The organism is Pseudomonas sp. KH_050, from assembly GCF_057838875.1.
In genome coordinates, this window is the sequence record NZ_CM174478.1 from 4,977,445 (window position 1) to 4,992,762 (window position 15,318).

14 protein-coding genes, 4 tRNA genes and 1 pseudogene are annotated in these 15,318 nt (G+C 58.8%); 5 read left to right on the forward strand and 14 right to left on the reverse strand.

Annotated elements, in window-relative coordinates; genetic code table 11:
• Nucleotides 1-20: 20 nt before the first annotated feature.
• Genes AC3IUA_RS22655 through AC3IUA_RS22665 form a run of 3 tightly spaced genes read right to left on the reverse strand, consistent with a single transcriptional unit; the run spans nt 21 to nt 2,947 of the window.
• Entirely contained in the window at nt 21-941 is a 921-nt protein-coding gene (locus AC3IUA_RS22655; protein WP_489357120.1) for a DMT family transporter, read from the reverse strand.
• Nucleotides 942-943: 2 nt separating this feature from the next.
• On the reverse strand, nt 944-1,939 hold the full coding sequence (locus tag AC3IUA_RS22660; RefSeq protein WP_489357121.1) for a 2OG-Fe(II) oxygenase: 996 nt from the start codon (nt 1,937-1,939) through the stop codon (nt 944-946).
• Between the two features lie 30 nt (nt 1,940-1,969).
• Complete coding sequence (locus AC3IUA_RS22665) at nt 1,970-2,947, reverse strand: hypothetical protein (protein ID WP_489357122.1); 978 nt, start codon at nt 2,945-2,947, stop codon at nt 1,970-1,972.
• Between the two features lie 114 nt (nt 2,948-3,061).
• Here AC3IUA_RS22665 and AC3IUA_RS22670 point away from each other — a divergent pair, with 114 nt between their 5' ends.
• Nucleotides 3,062-3,910: a LysR family transcriptional regulator gene (locus AC3IUA_RS22670; RefSeq protein WP_489357123.1), complete on the forward strand. Its 849-nt coding sequence runs from the start codon at nt 3,062-3,064 to the stop codon at nt 3,908-3,910.
• A 143-nt stretch (nt 3,911-4,053) separates the two neighbouring features.
• Here the strand turns inward: AC3IUA_RS22670 and AC3IUA_RS22675 are convergent.
• From AC3IUA_RS22675 to AC3IUA_RS22690, 4 genes are all read right to left on the reverse strand, one after another.
• Nucleotides 4,054-4,129: transfer RNA gene (locus AC3IUA_RS22675), tRNA-Gly, on the reverse strand.
• 3 nt (nt 4,130-4,132) lie between these two features.
• Nucleotides 4,133-4,208 (reverse strand) — tRNA-Glu (locus AC3IUA_RS22680).
• Between the two features lie 104 nt (nt 4,209-4,312).
• Nucleotides 4,313-4,388 (reverse strand) — tRNA-Gly (locus AC3IUA_RS22685).
• A gap of 2 nt (nt 4,389-4,390) precedes the next feature.
• Nucleotides 4,391-4,466, reverse strand: a tRNA-Glu gene (locus AC3IUA_RS22690).
• A 363-nt stretch (nt 4,467-4,829) separates the two neighbouring features.
• Between AC3IUA_RS22690 and AC3IUA_RS22695 the strand changes: the two genes are divergently transcribed.
• Nucleotides 4,830-5,600, forward strand: a complete 771-nt coding sequence (locus tag AC3IUA_RS22695; protein WP_489357124.1) for a hypothetical protein — start codon at nt 4,830-4,832, stop codon at nt 5,598-5,600.
• 266 nt (nt 5,601-5,866) lie between these two features.
• Here AC3IUA_RS22695 and AC3IUA_RS22700 read toward each other — a convergent pair whose 3' ends face one another.
• The 3 genes and pseudogenes from AC3IUA_RS22700 to AC3IUA_RS22710 all read right to left on the reverse strand — a co-directional run bounded on the left by AC3IUA_RS22700 (nt 5,867) and on the right by AC3IUA_RS22710 (nt 8,517).
• Nucleotides 5,867-6,748, reverse strand: coding sequence for a methyl-accepting chemotaxis protein (locus AC3IUA_RS22700; RefSeq protein ID WP_489362436.1), 882 nt, complete (start codon nt 6,746-6,748; stop codon nt 5,867-5,869).
• Nucleotides 6,728-7,876 (reverse strand): annotated as a pseudogene (locus AC3IUA_RS22705) (HAMP domain-containing protein); the annotation flags it as partial. The pseudogene AC3IUA_RS22705 and the gene AC3IUA_RS22700, both read right to left, overlap by 21 nt.
• Nucleotides 7,877-8,235: 359 nt before the next feature.
• A complete protein-coding gene (locus tag AC3IUA_RS22710; RefSeq protein ID WP_150806396.1) occupies nt 8,236-8,517 on the reverse strand; it encodes a GNAT family N-acetyltransferase in 282 nt (93 codons plus the stop codon).
• Nucleotides 8,518-9,159: 642 nt separating this feature from the next.
• Here AC3IUA_RS22710 and oprI point away from each other — a divergent pair.
• The gene (gene oprI / locus AC3IUA_RS22715; protein WP_003172710.1) at nt 9,160-9,411 is read left to right on the forward strand and encodes an outer membrane lipoprotei OprI; all 252 of its coding nucleotides are present in this window, start codon (nt 9,160-9,162) and stop codon (nt 9,409-9,411) included.
• Between the two features lie 124 nt (nt 9,412-9,535).
• On the opposite strand, the gene AC3IUA_RS22720 is transcribed toward oprI, so the two are convergent.
• The 3 genes from AC3IUA_RS22720 to AC3IUA_RS22730 form a co-directional block, all read right to left on the reverse strand.
• Nucleotides 9,536-10,504: a L,D-transpeptidase family protein gene (locus tag AC3IUA_RS22720; protein WP_489357125.1), complete on the reverse strand. Its 969-nt coding sequence runs from the start codon at nt 10,502-10,504 to the stop codon at nt 9,536-9,538.
• Between the two features lie 129 nt (nt 10,505-10,633).
• The gene (locus AC3IUA_RS22725) at nt 10,634-10,927 is read right to left on the reverse strand and encodes a hypothetical protein (protein ID WP_489357126.1); all 294 of its coding nucleotides are present in this window, start codon (nt 10,925-10,927) and stop codon (nt 10,634-10,636) included.
• Nucleotides 10,928-10,982: 55 nt separating this feature from the next.
• Nucleotides 10,983-11,588, reverse strand: a complete 606-nt coding sequence (locus tag AC3IUA_RS22730) for an arylesterase (RefSeq protein ID WP_489357127.1) — start codon at nt 11,586-11,588, stop codon at nt 10,983-10,985.
• Nucleotides 11,589-11,598: 10 nt separating this feature from the next.
• Between AC3IUA_RS22730 and AC3IUA_RS22735 the strand changes: the two genes are divergently transcribed.
• The gene (locus AC3IUA_RS22735; RefSeq protein WP_489357128.1) at nt 11,599-12,282 is read left to right on the forward strand and encodes an ABC transporter ATP-binding protein; all 684 of its coding nucleotides are present in this window, start codon (nt 11,599-11,601) and stop codon (nt 12,280-12,282) included.
• Nucleotides 12,282-14,786, forward strand: a complete 2,505-nt coding sequence (locus AC3IUA_RS22740) for an ABC transporter permease (protein WP_489357129.1) — start codon at nt 12,282-12,284, stop codon at nt 14,784-14,786. The genes AC3IUA_RS22735 and AC3IUA_RS22740 overlap by 1 nt, the downstream gene beginning before the upstream one ends.
• A 42-nt stretch (nt 14,787-14,828) precedes the next feature.
• On the opposite strand, the gene greB is transcribed toward AC3IUA_RS22740, so the two are convergent.
• Nucleotides 14,829-15,302, reverse strand: coding sequence for a transcription elongation factor GreB (gene greB, locus AC3IUA_RS22745; RefSeq protein WP_150806390.1), 474 nt, complete (start codon nt 15,300-15,302; stop codon nt 14,829-14,831).
• Nucleotides 15,303-15,318 lie beyond the last annotated feature (16 nt).

Here is a 15,318-nt window from a genome sequence, read left to right on the forward strand (position 1 = left end):
TTTTTGGACTGCACAGAATTTCAAGTAGTACATCCAATAGCCGGCTGCTTGAGCCGCACCAGAATCAGTCCCGCTACCACCACAGCTATTCCCACATAGGTGGATGCGTAGATGACATCGCCAAATACCAGGGCCGCCCAGACCAGGGTCACAGGTGGTTCCAGATAAACCAATACCGCCACATGAGTGGCGGTCATCTCACGCAACAGCATCCACAGGCTCAGGTAGGCGACAAAGGTAGAGAACACGGTCAACCAGACTACCGAGATCAGCACCTCCGGCTCGCTGGGAATCCGCAGGGAGTCGGTATAGAACACCGCAATGCCGAAGCCCAGCAATGTGAAAAGCGACTGGATAAACAGCGATACGCTCAGATCACTGCGCCGGGATTGAACCAGTGTGGATCGGCGCTCATACAGGGTCGCCATTGTCAGTCCCAAGGCCGAGACCAAGGGCAGCAAATACATGACCAGGCCGACTTCGGCGCCAGTATTCACGTACTGCCCGGAGATAACGATCGACACCCCGACAAAGCCGATCATCAATCCCAGCCACTGCCATCCACCGCTTTTCTCCGTGACACTGGCCGAAGACAGCGCCGCCGTCATCAACGGTTGCAGGGCGGCAATGATCGCAGCGATGCCCGGCGGCAATCCATTCTGGATGGCGACATAGACGCAACTCAGGTACAGAAATTGCGAAAGAAAGCCGATTACGGCGTGATGTTTGATTTCAGACCAGGTGATCTTTATCAGCCTGACATTCAGGAACAACGCCAAACAGACAGACACCAGCAAAAAGCGCCAGAACAGCAGATTGAACGCTCCAGCAGTTTGCGCCCCCAGTTTGGCGCCGATAAACCCAGAGCTCCACGACAGTACAAACACAGCCTGCAACAACAACAGTTTCACCGGTCTGGCGCTCAATTTTTTGTCGGCCACCTTTACTTGCATCCCTTGAGGTTGTGGTGCTTGCGGCCGGCGGCGACCTCGGCAAATGTAATCGGCTCGATTCCTAGCTGACGAAACTGCTCCGACGCTGGCACAAACAGATCCCGCTTAAGTCTCATCCACGGTCTGACGGTGGCCAGAACTCCATCATCGGATGCCAGATGCCAGAACTTGTTCACGTCTTCGGCGGTGTAAGGACAGTGGAACGACAACACCAGCGACATGCGCCGCCCCGATATCACTGGCCGCACACCGTGAAACACTCGACTTCCATGGATGTACACCGCATCACCACACGCCTTGACCTTACTTTTGCGCAGCCGGCCACCCAAATCATGGGGATCGAATTGTTCGCTAGGTCCTTCGAAGTAGACAAACTCCCCACCTTCGTACTCGTTTGGATCAGACAACAAAATATTGAGTACGAAGCTCGTACCATCGGTGTGCCACATGCCGATCTGGGCCTGGTCGCCTGGTGTCTCTGGTGGATAGAAGTAGTTGACCTGCGAACGAGCATTCAGCAACGGATGCGGAACCAACGGCACACCTGCAATCCTGGAAACCGCCAGCAAGAATGCTCGACTATTCATCATTCCGCGGATCAACGTTGAAGACCGGGTCGCTGCCCGCGCTCGATTGGAGATGATCCAGTTGCTGGTGGTGGAAGCAGCCTCCAACTGGTAGCAGGCCCGCCGCAACTCCATCCTCCCCTGCTCGGAAAACAACCCTCCAACCTCCGCGACTGCCGTCAATTGGTCAGGTGAGGCAACATGGATGGGGGAAGTGCCATAGCCAAACTCGGCAAGACTTCTGGCATAGCCTGCCATCGGTGAAGTGCTGTTCAAATAGTTGTCATCCCAATCCTTCAGGGTGTCCAGGAACGCCTCCGGCCGCTTGCGCTTCGATGCTGGCAAACAGGATGCCCGCAACGCCAGTTTGATGCGCTCCACGCCTTGCGCGAATACAGGAAGATCGCCCTCTCTAGCCATGTTCTTAGCCTCACTTCGGTACGGGGATCATCACGCCAGATAGCATTCTGATAGCTGGTAAATCACGCTCCCATCGCCACTGCAATACTCGCCGATGACCTTATAGCCCCCGTATTCCTGCCTGACTCGCATGAACTGTTCGCGTGTGTATTTGAGACAAACATTGGTCAACAGATACCCCTCCTCACGACCATCGCTGACCGGCAGAAGAGTCGAGGCCACTCGGTACCGATCATCGTCATGTTCAATTTCGGAAACGACAATCCGATGCTTGTCACGCTTCTCGAAGCCCATTTTCAAACCGATCAAATCGGAAAATCGGCTCATGCAAGCATGCTCATAAAAACGGTGGATATGATCGTCGCCCCCAGGCGTTGACAGCTGCATCTCGGACAGCACATAGGTCCGCTTGCCACCCATGCTTCGAATGATGTCGCCGATGGTGCCCGGCAACTCGTTACCTTCCTGAAACCCCAGCATCGTAATCAGGGTCACGTCCTGCCCACGCTCAATATGCTGGCGCTCCAGATTACGGAAGTCCTTCGCGAGATAGCTGAAGCCTTGCGCGGTGGGGAGTAACGGCTCTAGCGCATCACGCATCACGGCTTGCGATGCATGGTTGATATCAATCGCCGTGTAGTCCTGCGCCTCCACGCCATTCTCGAGCAGGTAGCCTATGAGCACCGAGGTCTTTACCGGCTCTGGCCCCAACTCCACATAGTGCAATCGGTCTTGCCCCACCAGAGCGACAAGGTCACCGGCAACCGCTCGGAGCGTCTGGTTCAGAGAACCGTAACCATTGGGCGTCGCACACATATCTGCACGTGTCATACCTTCGGTATTGAGCGAGGTCATCAGTGAGAAGATTTCTTCGCTGATCCGCTGATGGGAGTTCGACACATTCACAGACAAGGTTGAATATTTTTCAGCGTTTTCAATCGTCCATATGCGACCAGACAGACCGTGCGCACTTTTCAAAGTCTCGACAACCAGATCGTTGATTTCCATGACGCTCCCTTTTTGTTCGAAATGTCGTACGTCCTTGGTTGACCGAAGACTAGGTCGAGAGCATTCTTTTGTAAATTTGAATAATATGTACAAGTACTTCACTAAAGCGAAACCATGAGCCAACGACTGAATATCGATTTGTTGCGCACCTTTCACGCGGTGGCACGTTTCAGGAGTTTTAAAGAGGCGGCGAACCATGTTCATCGCAGCGCCTCAACCATCACCACTCAGATCCACAAACTTGAGGCGCTGGTTGGGCAAAAGCTCTTCAGCCGCAATAACCAGGGCGTCGAATTGACCATGTACGGGAAGAAGCTACTGACGGAGACGACGGACTTCCTCAAGAGCCACGACCGGTTGCTGGCTTCACTGACACCGCAACGCATGCAAGGCAGGATTCGTCTTGGCTTGCCCGACTCCTATGCGGCGGCATTCATGCGCGACTTTCTACCCATGCTGATCGCCGACAATCCGCTGCTGGAACTGGAAGTCGACGCCAGATCCAGCGGTGAACTCTTTGCGATGTTCAGCCGCAAGCAAGTGGATCTGGCCTTGGTGGTGAGTGCTCAGCCTCTGGAGCAAGGCGAACGACTGGGTGATATCCAGCCGGTTTGGGTGGTCGCTGAACATTTCAAGGCCCCCGAGCAATCGCCCTTGCCGATTGCTGTGCAACTGACCGGCTGCCCCTATCGCGAATCGGCCGTTCGCGCACTGAAAGAACACGGCATCTACTATCGGATCATGCTCGAAAGCGCCAGCTCGCCTGCCGTCGAAGCCTGCGTCTTGAGTGGATTGGCAGTGGGGATGATCGAAGAAAGCCGGATGACGGCTGGTTTGACCCGGGCAATCCCCGGGGCGGTGCTGCCTGATCTTGCCGTTCATCACCTCTACCTGCTTTCCGATAGCAGCAACCATCTGGCGCTGCACCTGCACGAACAGGTAAAGGCTGGTTTCAGCATCTGAAGTTGAAACCGGCGCTCGCCACGCTTACAACGCAAAAGGCCCACTCAGCATGCCTGGCGGGCCTTTTTTATCGTGTCGCGTCAGCGGGTGACAAATAACGCACAAACAAAAACGCCGCTCAGTGAGCGGCGTTTTTGTAAAAATGGAGCGGGAAACGAGACTCGAACTCGCGACCCCGACCTTGGCAAGGTCGTGCTCTACCAACTGAGCTATTCCCGCAAATGGCGTCCCCTAGGGGACTCGAACCCCTGTTACCGCCGTGAAAGGGCGGTGTCCTAGGCCACTAGACGAAGGGGACACGCTGCCCGGAACACATGGTGTGTGTTCCAGTGCCCAGCCCCGCATCCGAAGACTTGGTTCTGGTTTCACTCAGCCCTGCCCGAAAGCAACGCTGTTTAAAATTGGAGCGGGAAACGAGACTCGAACTCGCGACCCCGACCTTGGCAAGGTCGTGCTCTACCAACTGAGCTATTCCCGCATTGGCGTCCCCTAGGGGACTCGAACCCCTGTTACCGCCGTGAAAGGGCGGTGTCCTAGGCCACTAGACGAAGGGGACACACGTACAACATTCACTACTTACTGCGTTTCGCTGTGTGCTTTACGCTGTAAGTGGCGCGCATTCTATGGATGGATTGGGAGGTCGTCAACCCCCAGATATAAATTTATTTAAATCAATGACTTCGCTGTCCTTTAGAGCGCCGTTTCAGGCATTGCGGCGCCCAGGATCTGGCGCCTGTATTCCGACACCCGACAAGACGCTATAGTCCATGCCCAGGGATGATGGCAATCTGTACCCCATGCATGACTAAACCCCCAAACCCGCGCAAGGCTCGGCTCAACTCGTCGCACGAACCTATGCGCTTATATACATAGCCACTACACTCGACTTGCACGCGAACCCCATAAAGAGGTCTTAACGGTGACACCACTCATGATCACCCTGCTCGTAATAGCCGGGATCGTAATACTGATCGCCATTGGCTACATGAACCATGTGGTGGAAAACAACAAACTGCAAAAGGCCCGCACCAAGGTCGAACTCAATGATCGCCTGCGCCGCTGCGGGGAAATCACCGAGACCTTCCCCGGTCAGTTCATGACGCCGGCGCTCAAGCTGCTGCTGACCCGCCTGGAACTCAATGTCACTCAACGTTTGCTGCACTTGAACAAATCCGACGCCTCTGCAAAGGCGCGGGTAGCCGAACTCAATGCGCTGATTGCCCAGGGCGAGTCGATCCCGGTCAACAACCCGCCGGCGCCGATCCAGACCGAAGCCAAGGCCAAGGATGTACGCTTTCTATTGGAGGCCATGCACGGCCAGGTAACTCGGGCGGCGCAGGATGGATTTCTGCCGACCAACGAGGCCAAGCACTGGATCAGAGAGATTCGTCATATCCTGGTACTGCTGCATATCGAATTCTTCAACAACCTGGGACAACACGCCCTGCAACAGGAACAGCCTGGCCAGGCACGCCTGGCATTCGAACGTGGCGTGCAGTACCTGCGCAAACAGCCGGATCCGGTGGTTTACTCCGAGCAACTCAAGTACCTGGAGAAACTGCTGGCGCGAGCCAACTCGATGGTACTGACCAACATCCAGCCGGCGGAAGATGAAGTCAACGAGCTGACTGAAGGCCTGAAAACCGTCGAAGCCGATGCTGACTGGAAGAAAAAAGCGATATACGACTGAGTGGTGCCCTCGCCGCGCGAGCCATTCGTGTGGCTAGCGGCGACTGCGTGACCGGACGTTTTCGCGGGCAAACTCCGATGTCGTAGCAGCTGCCGAAGGCTGCGTTCGGCTGCGCAGCAGTCGTAAATCCTGTTTCCACGGTTTGTCTGGAACACCGCAGTGCCTGATTTTACGGCTGCTTTGCAGCCGAACGCAGCCTTCGGCAGCTGCTACGGTTCGCGTAATGTCTTAAATGGCTGCTCCTACCCTAATCCAAAGCTCGCACCCTACAGCCGGAAATGCCCGACCATCCCCTTCAGCTCTGCCCCCAACTGCGCCAGTTCGACACTGGACGCGGCGTTGCCCTGCATAGCCAGGGACGACTGATCGGCACTGGCGCGGATGCTGGTCACGCTGCGGTTGATCTCTTCGGCGACTGAGCTTTGCTCTTCGGCAGCCGCCGCGATTTGCTGGTTCATCTGCTGGATCAACGACACTGCCGCGGCAATGCTGCCCAGCGCGCTTTCGGTCTGCAAGGCATCGCTGACCGCCAGTTTGACCAGCTCGCCGCTGCTCTGGATTTGCTGCACAGAAGCTTGCGCCGCCGAACGCAAGGCGCTTACCAGCCGTTCTATTTCCTCGGTCGATTGCTGGGTACGCTTGGCCAGCGCCCGGACTTCGTCAGCCACCACCGCAAAGCCCCTGCCCTGCTCACCCGCACGCGCCGCTTCGATGGCCGCGTTGAGCGCCAGCAGGTTGGTTTGCTCGGCCACGCTCTTGATGACCCCAAGCACGGTGCCGATGTTTTGTATTTCCGCACTGAGGCTTTCGATGCTGGTGCTGGCCGAGGTAGCCGAGTCTGCCAGCTGCTCTATACGCTGCATACTCTGGCGGACCACCTGCTGACCACTCTCAACCTTGTCGTCGGCCTTCTGTGCAGCCTGCGCGGCCTCTTCGGCGTTGCGTGCCACATCATGCACCGTGGCAGTCATCTGGTTCATCGCAGTAGCGACCTGGTCGGTTTCTTCTTTCTGGCTGCTGACTTCGAGATTGGTTTGTTCGGTTACCGCCGACAGCGACTTGGCCGAACTCGCCAACTGCTCGATGCCAGCCTGCAAGCCACTGACAATGCTGCTGAGGCCCGCGCCCATCTGCTGCATCGCCAGCATCAGTTGGCCGATTTCGTCACGTCGGCTGACCTCGACCCTCGCGCTGAGATCCCCCGCCGCTATTTGTTGCGCGACATGAATGACGCTACGCAGCGGCGCAACGATCAACCGGGTGATCACCCAGGCGGCGATCAATCCGACCAGCAGTGCCAAAGCCGACGAGCCGACAATCAGCATCGAATTGTTTTTAAGCTCCACCTGCATCGACAGGTCTTGCGCCGCATACGCCTGGTCGACCCGCTCGACCACTTGTGCGGCACGCTCATGCAGTTGCAGGTAGACCTGTTTCTCTTGCGCCAGCAAGCCGGTGTATTCGTCCAGCTTTTCGCTGAATCCGGCGATATGCCCGGCCACTTCGTTGAGGACCGTCTGATACCCCGCATCCTTGACCGCCGTCTTGAGCTGCTCGGCCTGAGTCAGCGCCTGCTCGGCCTGTTCAATCTTGCCTTGCCCTGCGCTCTCGTCTTCGCCCTTGCGGCTCTGGTCCAGACGCACCCTGGCTTCATTCATAGCCTGCAGCATCAGCCGGGAGACCTGACTGACCTGATTGGCCTGTTCGATAAACTCAGCGCCCTCCTTGCCCTCGGATTGCTTCAGCGTGTAGGCGCCATCATCGGCCAGACCGGCCTGGAGCACATCGAGATTGTTGGCGACACTGGAAACCGACCAACTGGCCATTTCCAGCGCCAGGTCCTTGGCCTGGGCCAGCTCGACGAACTCATCAAAACTTTTTCGATAGGCGCCAAGCGCCTGTTCGACATCGTTCATTACTGGCACATTGGTGGTCGACTGCGCCTTGAGTTGCGTCGCCAGCGCGATCAGGCCATCGACACCTTCGTGCAAGGCATCGACGGTTTTCGGATCGCCATGCAAGGCATAGTCCTGCTCCAGCAAGCGCACTTTAAGCAGGCTGCTATTGAGCGCTGACATTTGCTTGAGACCATCGAAGCGCTGACTGATGGTTTGTAGGGACCATACACCAATGGCCGCCACCACTGCCGTCAACAGCAACACCAGTACAAACCCGACACCCAGTTTTTTCGCCATACCGAGGTTGGCAAAACGTCCTTGCACGGCCGAAATCATTGCGCTCAGTCCCCATCCAATGCCCAATGGCGCAAAGGCCATTTTCTAATCATGCAGAGTCGCAATGGGCTGCCCTTGAGCACAAGTCTCTGGCGTCGCAATAATGGCAAAAAGCTACGCCCAGGTCGTTTTCAGGACGGTCGAGGTCGATCCGGCAGCGCCGTGGCGCGAAAAATCGCCCAGACTCTCAGGAGATGGGTGCAGGCCACTTTTGCCGACCTGCCGGGTGGTTAGCTACGCCCTGATTCAAACGCTGGCGAGGACGAGGCATTTTTTCATGACAAAACGCCCCGGGCCAACAAGGCTCGGGGCGCTTTAGAGATTAATGACCCTGGATCAGCTGCCGTAACGCTCAGATAAACCGCATTGCCCGACAGGCCCGGGATTACCGGCGTGCCGGATCAGAGTTTCGCGGCATGCCGCTGGTGACGCTCCATGTAGCGCTCCACATAGGAGCACGACGGAATCACTGTGTAGCCCATTTGCTCTGCGTACTCGAGAGCCTGCTCAGTCAGCGCAGCCGCTATTCCGCGACCACGCAGGGCGTTGGGCACGAACGTCCGGTAGATGTCCAGGGTCTGCTTACCCAGGTCCATATAGGTCAGGTAGGCACGATGACCGTCCACGCTGGTCTCGAACTGATGACCGGCCTGGTCATGGTGGATGGACAACGCCTCGCTCATCACTACTCCTCGCGGGTCTTGAATTCTGACCCCTACCTTACCGATGTTTTTCCGGCGAAGGAACATCTACGCCACCCCGTGCCTGTCTGGACACCGAGAAGAGCTTGCCGATCTCGCACAGCCGAGCACGTTTCAAATAGTAGGCACTATTGCTGAAATTGCTCAAGGCACGCTCGTCATCGAGTAGCTCCCGCGGTTTAGCCTGGTATCGCGTAGAGGCGGCCGGACCCGGGATTGCCTGGTCGATAGCCTGTATTGCCGGATGTTGAGTCTTAAGACGAACGCCCCTTCTTAAAGTCACCTCTACAGGAACAAAGATACGTGAAGCGCCCCGCAGATTCCGAACAAAAGTGTAGACCGATCAATAAAGACTGACTTTCACCAACAATCTGAAACAACCTCGGACAGCGGCGCCAGCTTATGCTAGACAATGTAGCGGCTCACCCAGCGCGGGCCTCGAAGCTGCATAATTTTTATACAGCTTCATGAATAGTTGCTCGAAAAAGAATCAGGGCTTAGAATTTTTACTGCTTCTTGCTTCAACTCAGTTTACTTACTACAAGTAATGGGTAGTATGTACGCCGGCTATTTCCTCACTCTGAGGAGATAGCTATTAATAGAAAGTCCTTGAAGGGGAACACGATGAACAACGTTCTGAAATTCTCTGCTCTGGCTCTGGCCGCAGTTCTGGCTACCGGTTGCAGCAGCGTCTCCAAAGAAACCGAAGCACGTCTGACTGCTACTGAAGACGCAGCAGCTCGCTCCCAGGCCCGTGCAGACGAAGCCTATCGTAAAGCTGATGAAGCTCTGGCTGCTGCTCAAAAAGCACAACAGACTGCTGACGAAGCTAACGAGCGTGCTCTGCGCATGCTGGAAAAAGCTAGCCGCAAGTAATAGTCCCTCGGGATTGTTATCAAGCCGATCCATTCTTGGGTCGGCTTTTTTATTGCCCGGCATTTCTGCCGACAATAAAAAACCCGCCGTAGCTGTGAAGCTGCGGCGGGCTGTTTTCAAGCCGTTAGTATTGCAGATCGATCGGCGCGCTGGTGACCATGGGCGCAGCGCCAGGTACGGCAATCTCTACTGGAAGACCGTCTTCAGCGGCCACAACATCACGCACCACATCCCAGTTCATGCGCACGTTATTGGCCAGGTCTTCGCGCTTGAGCAAGGCATTGATCACCGCCGTGTGCTTGTCGACGACCGACGGATTGCCGCTGTCATCCAGCGGCGTATGCGCTTCCAGGTAAACCTTTCCACCACTGATACCGAATTTGTACGGATCGCTGACGATGCGCACCGAAGTGCCTACTGGCACCATGCTAGCCATTTCCAGCACGTTATTGTTGAACATGCGGAAGCAGCCATGGCTGGTACGCATGCCGATGCCGAACTTCTTGTTCGAACCGTGGATCAGGTAACCCGGAGTGCCCAGGGTGAACTTGAACGGCCCCAGGGGATTGTCCGGGCCGGCCGGCACGACGTTTGGCAACGGATCGCCATCGGCAAGGTGCTCGGCCTTGATCGAGGCCGGAGGGGTCCAGGTCGGGTTCGGGGTTTTCGCGACGATACTGGTGTGAGCAATCGGCGAGCCCCAGCCCTCACGACCGATGCCCAGCGGAAAGGTGTAAACCACGTCCCGGCCTTTGGGGTAGTAGTACAGGCGGTATTCAGCCAGGTTGATCACGATGCCTTCACGCGGGCCCGACGGCAGGATGAAGCGCGTCGGCAGCACCACTTCGGTGCCCGCGCCCGGCAACCATGGATCGACACCCGGGTTGGCCGCAACCATTTCCAGATAGCCCAGATCGTAGGTCGTGCCCAGATCGGCGAAGGTATCTTCGTACTTGGCCTTGATCACTTGCACCTGACCGACGATATCTTCGCCCGGTGGCGGTAAAGGCAGCTCCAGGGCTGCAACGGGGCCGGCAACACACAGTGCGGCAAGAGACAGGCAGCGGGTGACGGCAGGAAAACGCGGCAACATCCGGAAAATCCTTCGCATGATCAACGGGTAAAAGAAAGATTGTACACCGCCAACCGCCGCTTCGGGAGCCGAGGCGACGAGGTCCGGGTTGCGCACAGTCGGTGCAGGCTGCGCTTTGTAAGCGCCTGGTTACAGCTCGAAACGCAATTCTGGCCAGATCGGCGAAGTGCCGCGCTTCTGCGACTCGAGGATCGCCCGACACAGCGAACACAGGCGCTGGTCCTGGAAAACCGTGCGGTCGACGGCCGACCAGCGCGGCTGGGCCGGCAACAAGGTGCCGCACAGCGTACGGTCGGCCGAGCCGCCCAGTTCCAGTTGACGCGTCACCAGATGCACCCGGACTTCCTGGCAGGCGAACAGATCCAGCTGCTCATCAGGCTCGATCAGTTGGTAGGCAAACAGGGACCAGGCAGGACGCGGCATCGGGGGCTCCAAATCGGGGCGCCACCTTAGCCGAAAGATTGCCTGTAGAAAAGTGTCAAAGCAGCGGTTTTAGCGTCGGCCAGACATTTTCCAGCAACTTGCCCTGAGCCCCCGCCGCCGGGTGAATGCCATCGGCCTGCATCAGCTCGGGATTGCCGCCCACACCCTCGAGAAAGAACGGTACCAGCGGGATGTTTTTCTCTTCGGCCAGCTTGCGGTAGACCTCGGCAAAAGCCTGGGTGTAACGCTCGCCATAATTAGGCGGCAACTGCATGCCGAGCAGCAGCACTTTGGCGCCGCTGGCCCGGGAGCTGTCGATCATCGACGCAAGATTTTGTTGCAATTGCGTTGGCAGCTGACCACGCAGGCCATCATTGCCACCCAGCTCGAGGATAACCAACTGCGGCTTATGCTCTGCAAGCAGCGCCGGCAGGCGCGCCTGGCCACCGGCACTGGTGTCACCGCTGATGGAGGCATTGACCACTTTATCGGTGAAACCTTCGCTCCTGAGCCTCTGCTCGAGCAGGGATACCCAGCCCAAGCGGGTATCCAGGCCGAAAGCCGCGCTGATACTATCGCCAACGATCAGGACAGTACCCGCCGCTGCGTTCTGGGCCATGCACATCAAGGCCAGGCCAGCACTCAAAAACCACACACGCATCGGACTCTCCATGGGCGCAAGCATTCTCACAGCGCGCAACCTTAGCAAAGTGGTTCCCAGCGCGGAAGGTGAACTGACCATCCTGCACGAACTAAGCCTGGAACTGAACCAGGGTGACAGCCTGGCCATCGTCGGCGCCTCCGGTTCCGGTAAATCCACGCTGCTCGGCCTGCTGGCCGGTCTCGACCTGCCCAGCAGCGGCGAAGTGGTGCTTGCCGGTCGCGCCCTGAGCACCCTCGACGAAGATCAGCGTGCGCGGATCAGGGCCGAGCATGTCGGCTTTGTGTTCCAGTCCTTCCAGCTGCTAGACAGCCTCAATGCCCTGGAAAACGTCATGCTGCCAATGGAACTGGATGGCCGCACGGACGCTCGCGAGCGCGCCAGCGAGCTGCTTGAACGGGTTGGCCTGGGGCAACGCCTGAGCCACTCGCCACGCCAGCTCTCCGGTGGTGAACAGCAACGGGTGGCGATTGCCCGTGCGTTTGCCGCGCAACCTACCGTGCTGTTTGCCGATGAACCGACCGGCAACCTCGACAGCCACACAGGCGAGCGCATCAGCGACTTGCTCTTCGACCTCAACAAAGAAAGCGGCACGACCCTGGTGCTGGTGACTCACGATGAACGCCTGGCCCATCGCTGCCGGCGCCTGATTCGCCTTGAAGCCGGCCTGCTGGTCGTCCCACTGGAGCCTTGATGGCACGTTTGCCGCTGTTGCGTCTGTTCAGCCTCGCCATCCGCCAATTGCTGCGCGATGCCCGCGCCGGCGAACTGCGGGTGCTGTTCTTCGCCTTGCTGGTCGCGGTGGCGGCGAGTACCGCCATCGGCTATTTCGGCGCTCGCCTGAACGGCGCCATGCTGTTGCGCGCGACCGAGTTTCTCGGCGCCGACCTGCTGCTCGAAGGCAGCTCGCCAGCGCGGCCGGAACAGATACAACGCGGCATCGAGCTGGGCCTGGAACATGCCAAGGTGGTCGAGTTCTCCAGCGTCATCGCCACGGATAACGGCATCCAGCTTTCCAGTGTCAAAGCCGCCGACGACGCCTACCCGCTACGCGGCGAGCTCAAAAGTGCCGATGCCCCCTACGCTCCGGAAGCAGTCGGCGGCGGCCCGAAACCCGGTGAAGCCTGGGCCGAGGCCCGGCTGTTGCCGGCGCTGAATCTGAAGATCGGTGACAGCATTGATGTCGGCGTGAAAACCCTGCGCCTGACCCGGGTGCTGACCTACGAACCGGATCGCGCCGGCAACTTCTACAGCCTGACGCCGAGGGTGCTGATCAATCTGGCCGACCTCCAGGCCACTGGCGTGGTGCAACCCGGAAGTCGGGTCAGCTACCGAGAACTCTGGCGCGGCGCGGCACCCGAGCTGGAGTCCTATCGCAAATCGATCGAGCCCGGCCTGGCCGCCAACCAGCGATTGCAGGACGCCCGCGACGGCAATCGGCAAATCGGCGGAGCCCTGGGCAAGGCCGAACGTTACTTGAACATGGCCAGCCTGGTGGCGGTGTTACTCGCAGGCGTGGCGGTCGCGCTGTCGGCCACGCGCTTCGCTACCCGACGCTTCGACGCCAGCGCCCTGCTGCGCTGCCTGGGATTGTCGCGCCGGGAAACCATGCTGTTGTTCAGTGTGCAGTTGACCGTGCTCGGGCTGCTGGCCAGCCTCTGCGGTGCCCTGCTCGGCTGGCTGGCACAGCACGGTTTGTTCTACCTGCTGCATGACCTGTTGCCGAACGATGTCCCGCCCGGCGGGCTGCTGCCGGCATTCGCCGGGATCGGCACCGGACTGGTGGCCCTGGCCGGGTTTGCCCTGCCGCCATTGGCCGCCTTGGGGCGTGTACCACCATTGCGGGTATTGCGCCGGGACTTACTGCCTATCCCCTCGAGCACCTGGATGGTCTATGGCGCGGCATTGGCGGCGCTGGCGCTGATCATGTGGCGGCTGAGCCTGGACCTGCTGCTGACTTTCGCCCTGCTCGGCGGCGGGGTCGTTGCCGCGCTGCTGCTCGGCGGCCTGTTGCTGCTGTTGTTGCAAAGCCTGCGCCGATTGCTCGCGGGCGCGCCGCTGCCGTGGCGCCTGGGGCTGGGCCAGTTGCTGCGCCATCCGCTGGCGGCAGCCGGTCAATCCTTGGCATTCGGTCTGATTCTACTGTCGATGGGCTTGATCGCCCTGCTACGCGGCGAGCTGCTGGACACCTGGCAGAACCAGTTGCCGAAAAACGCCCCCAACTATTTCGCGCTGAATATCCTGCCGGCCGATAAAGAAGCCTTCACCACCCGATTGGTAGAGCTGTCCGCCAACTCGGCGCCGCTTTATCCCGTGGTGCCAGGGCGGCTGATCAGCATCAATGGCGAACCGGTGCAGCAAATCGTCAGCAAGGAATCCAGCGGCGACCGCGCCATTCAGCGCGACCTGAGCCTGACCTGGGCGGCCGAGCTGCCAGCGGGCAACGCCATCACCGAAGGCGCCTGGTGGTCGCAACAGCCTTCGGGCGAGATACCGGGGGTTTCGGTCGAAGCCCAAGTGGCCGAAAGCCTCAAGCTGAAACTCGGCGATCACATGATCTTCACCGTTGGCGGGGTCAATCGCGAAGCCGTGGTCAGCAGTCTGCGCACGGTCAACTGGGACAACTTCCAGCCCAACTTCTTCATGATCTTTCAGCCGGGGACCTTGAAGGACCTGCCTGCGACCTACCTGACCAGCTTCTATCTGGCGGCCGGACACGACCAACAGATCATCGACCTGTCGCGGGCGTTCCCGGCGGTGACCATTCTTCAGGTCGAGGCCTTGCTCGCGCAGCTGCGCAGCATCCTCGCCCAGGTCACCCTGGCCGTGGAATATGTGCTGCTGTTCGTGCTCGCGGCGGGGATGGCGGTGCTGTTTTCCGGCTTGCAGGCGACCCTGGATGAACGCATTCGCCAAGGCGCCCTGCTGCGGGCCCTGGGCGCGGAGCGGCAACTGCTGGTCAAGGCACGGCGTATCGAGTTCGGTCTGCTGGGTGCGGTCAGCGGCCTGCTGGCAGCCCTCGGTTCGGAGCTGGTGAGCCTGGTGCTTTATCGCTTTGCGTTCGATCTGCCCTGGCACCCGCATCCGTGGTTGCTGCTGTTGCCGCTGATCGGTGCGCTGCTGGTGGGCGGTGCAGGGGTGTTCGGCACGCGACGGGCCTTGAACGCCAGCCCGCTGACCGTCCTGCGCGAGGGTTGACTGTTCGGGCCGGGCTCCCTGAGCACCGGCCCGAGCGGCAATCTATTTGATGTATTCGATTTTGTTCACCCACCACTCCATGTCGCCATGGGGTGTCGGCACCACGAAGTCGTCCCCGACCTCTTTCTTCAGCAATGCGCGAGCCATGGGCGAATCGATGGAGATGTAATCCATGCGCTCATAAATCTCGTCGTAGCCGACTATGCGAAACCGCTTGGTTTCACCGGCTTCGTTTTCAATCTCGACCCAGGCGCCAAAGAACACCCGCCCCTCCTGCTCGGGTGAGTACTCCACCACGCGCATGTCTTCCAGGCGCTTGCGGATGTAACGGACGCGGCGGTCGATCTCCCTGAGCAGTTTCTTGTTGTACTGATAGTCGGCGTTCTCGCTTCGATCGCCCAGGGAAGCCGCCCAGGTGACCTTGCGGGTGGTGTCGGGGCGTTTCTCTCGCCAAAGGTAATCCAGCTCCTTCTTCAGGGCCTCGTGGCCCTCCTTCGTGATGATTTTCGTGCTCAATGGATTGCTCGCTGTT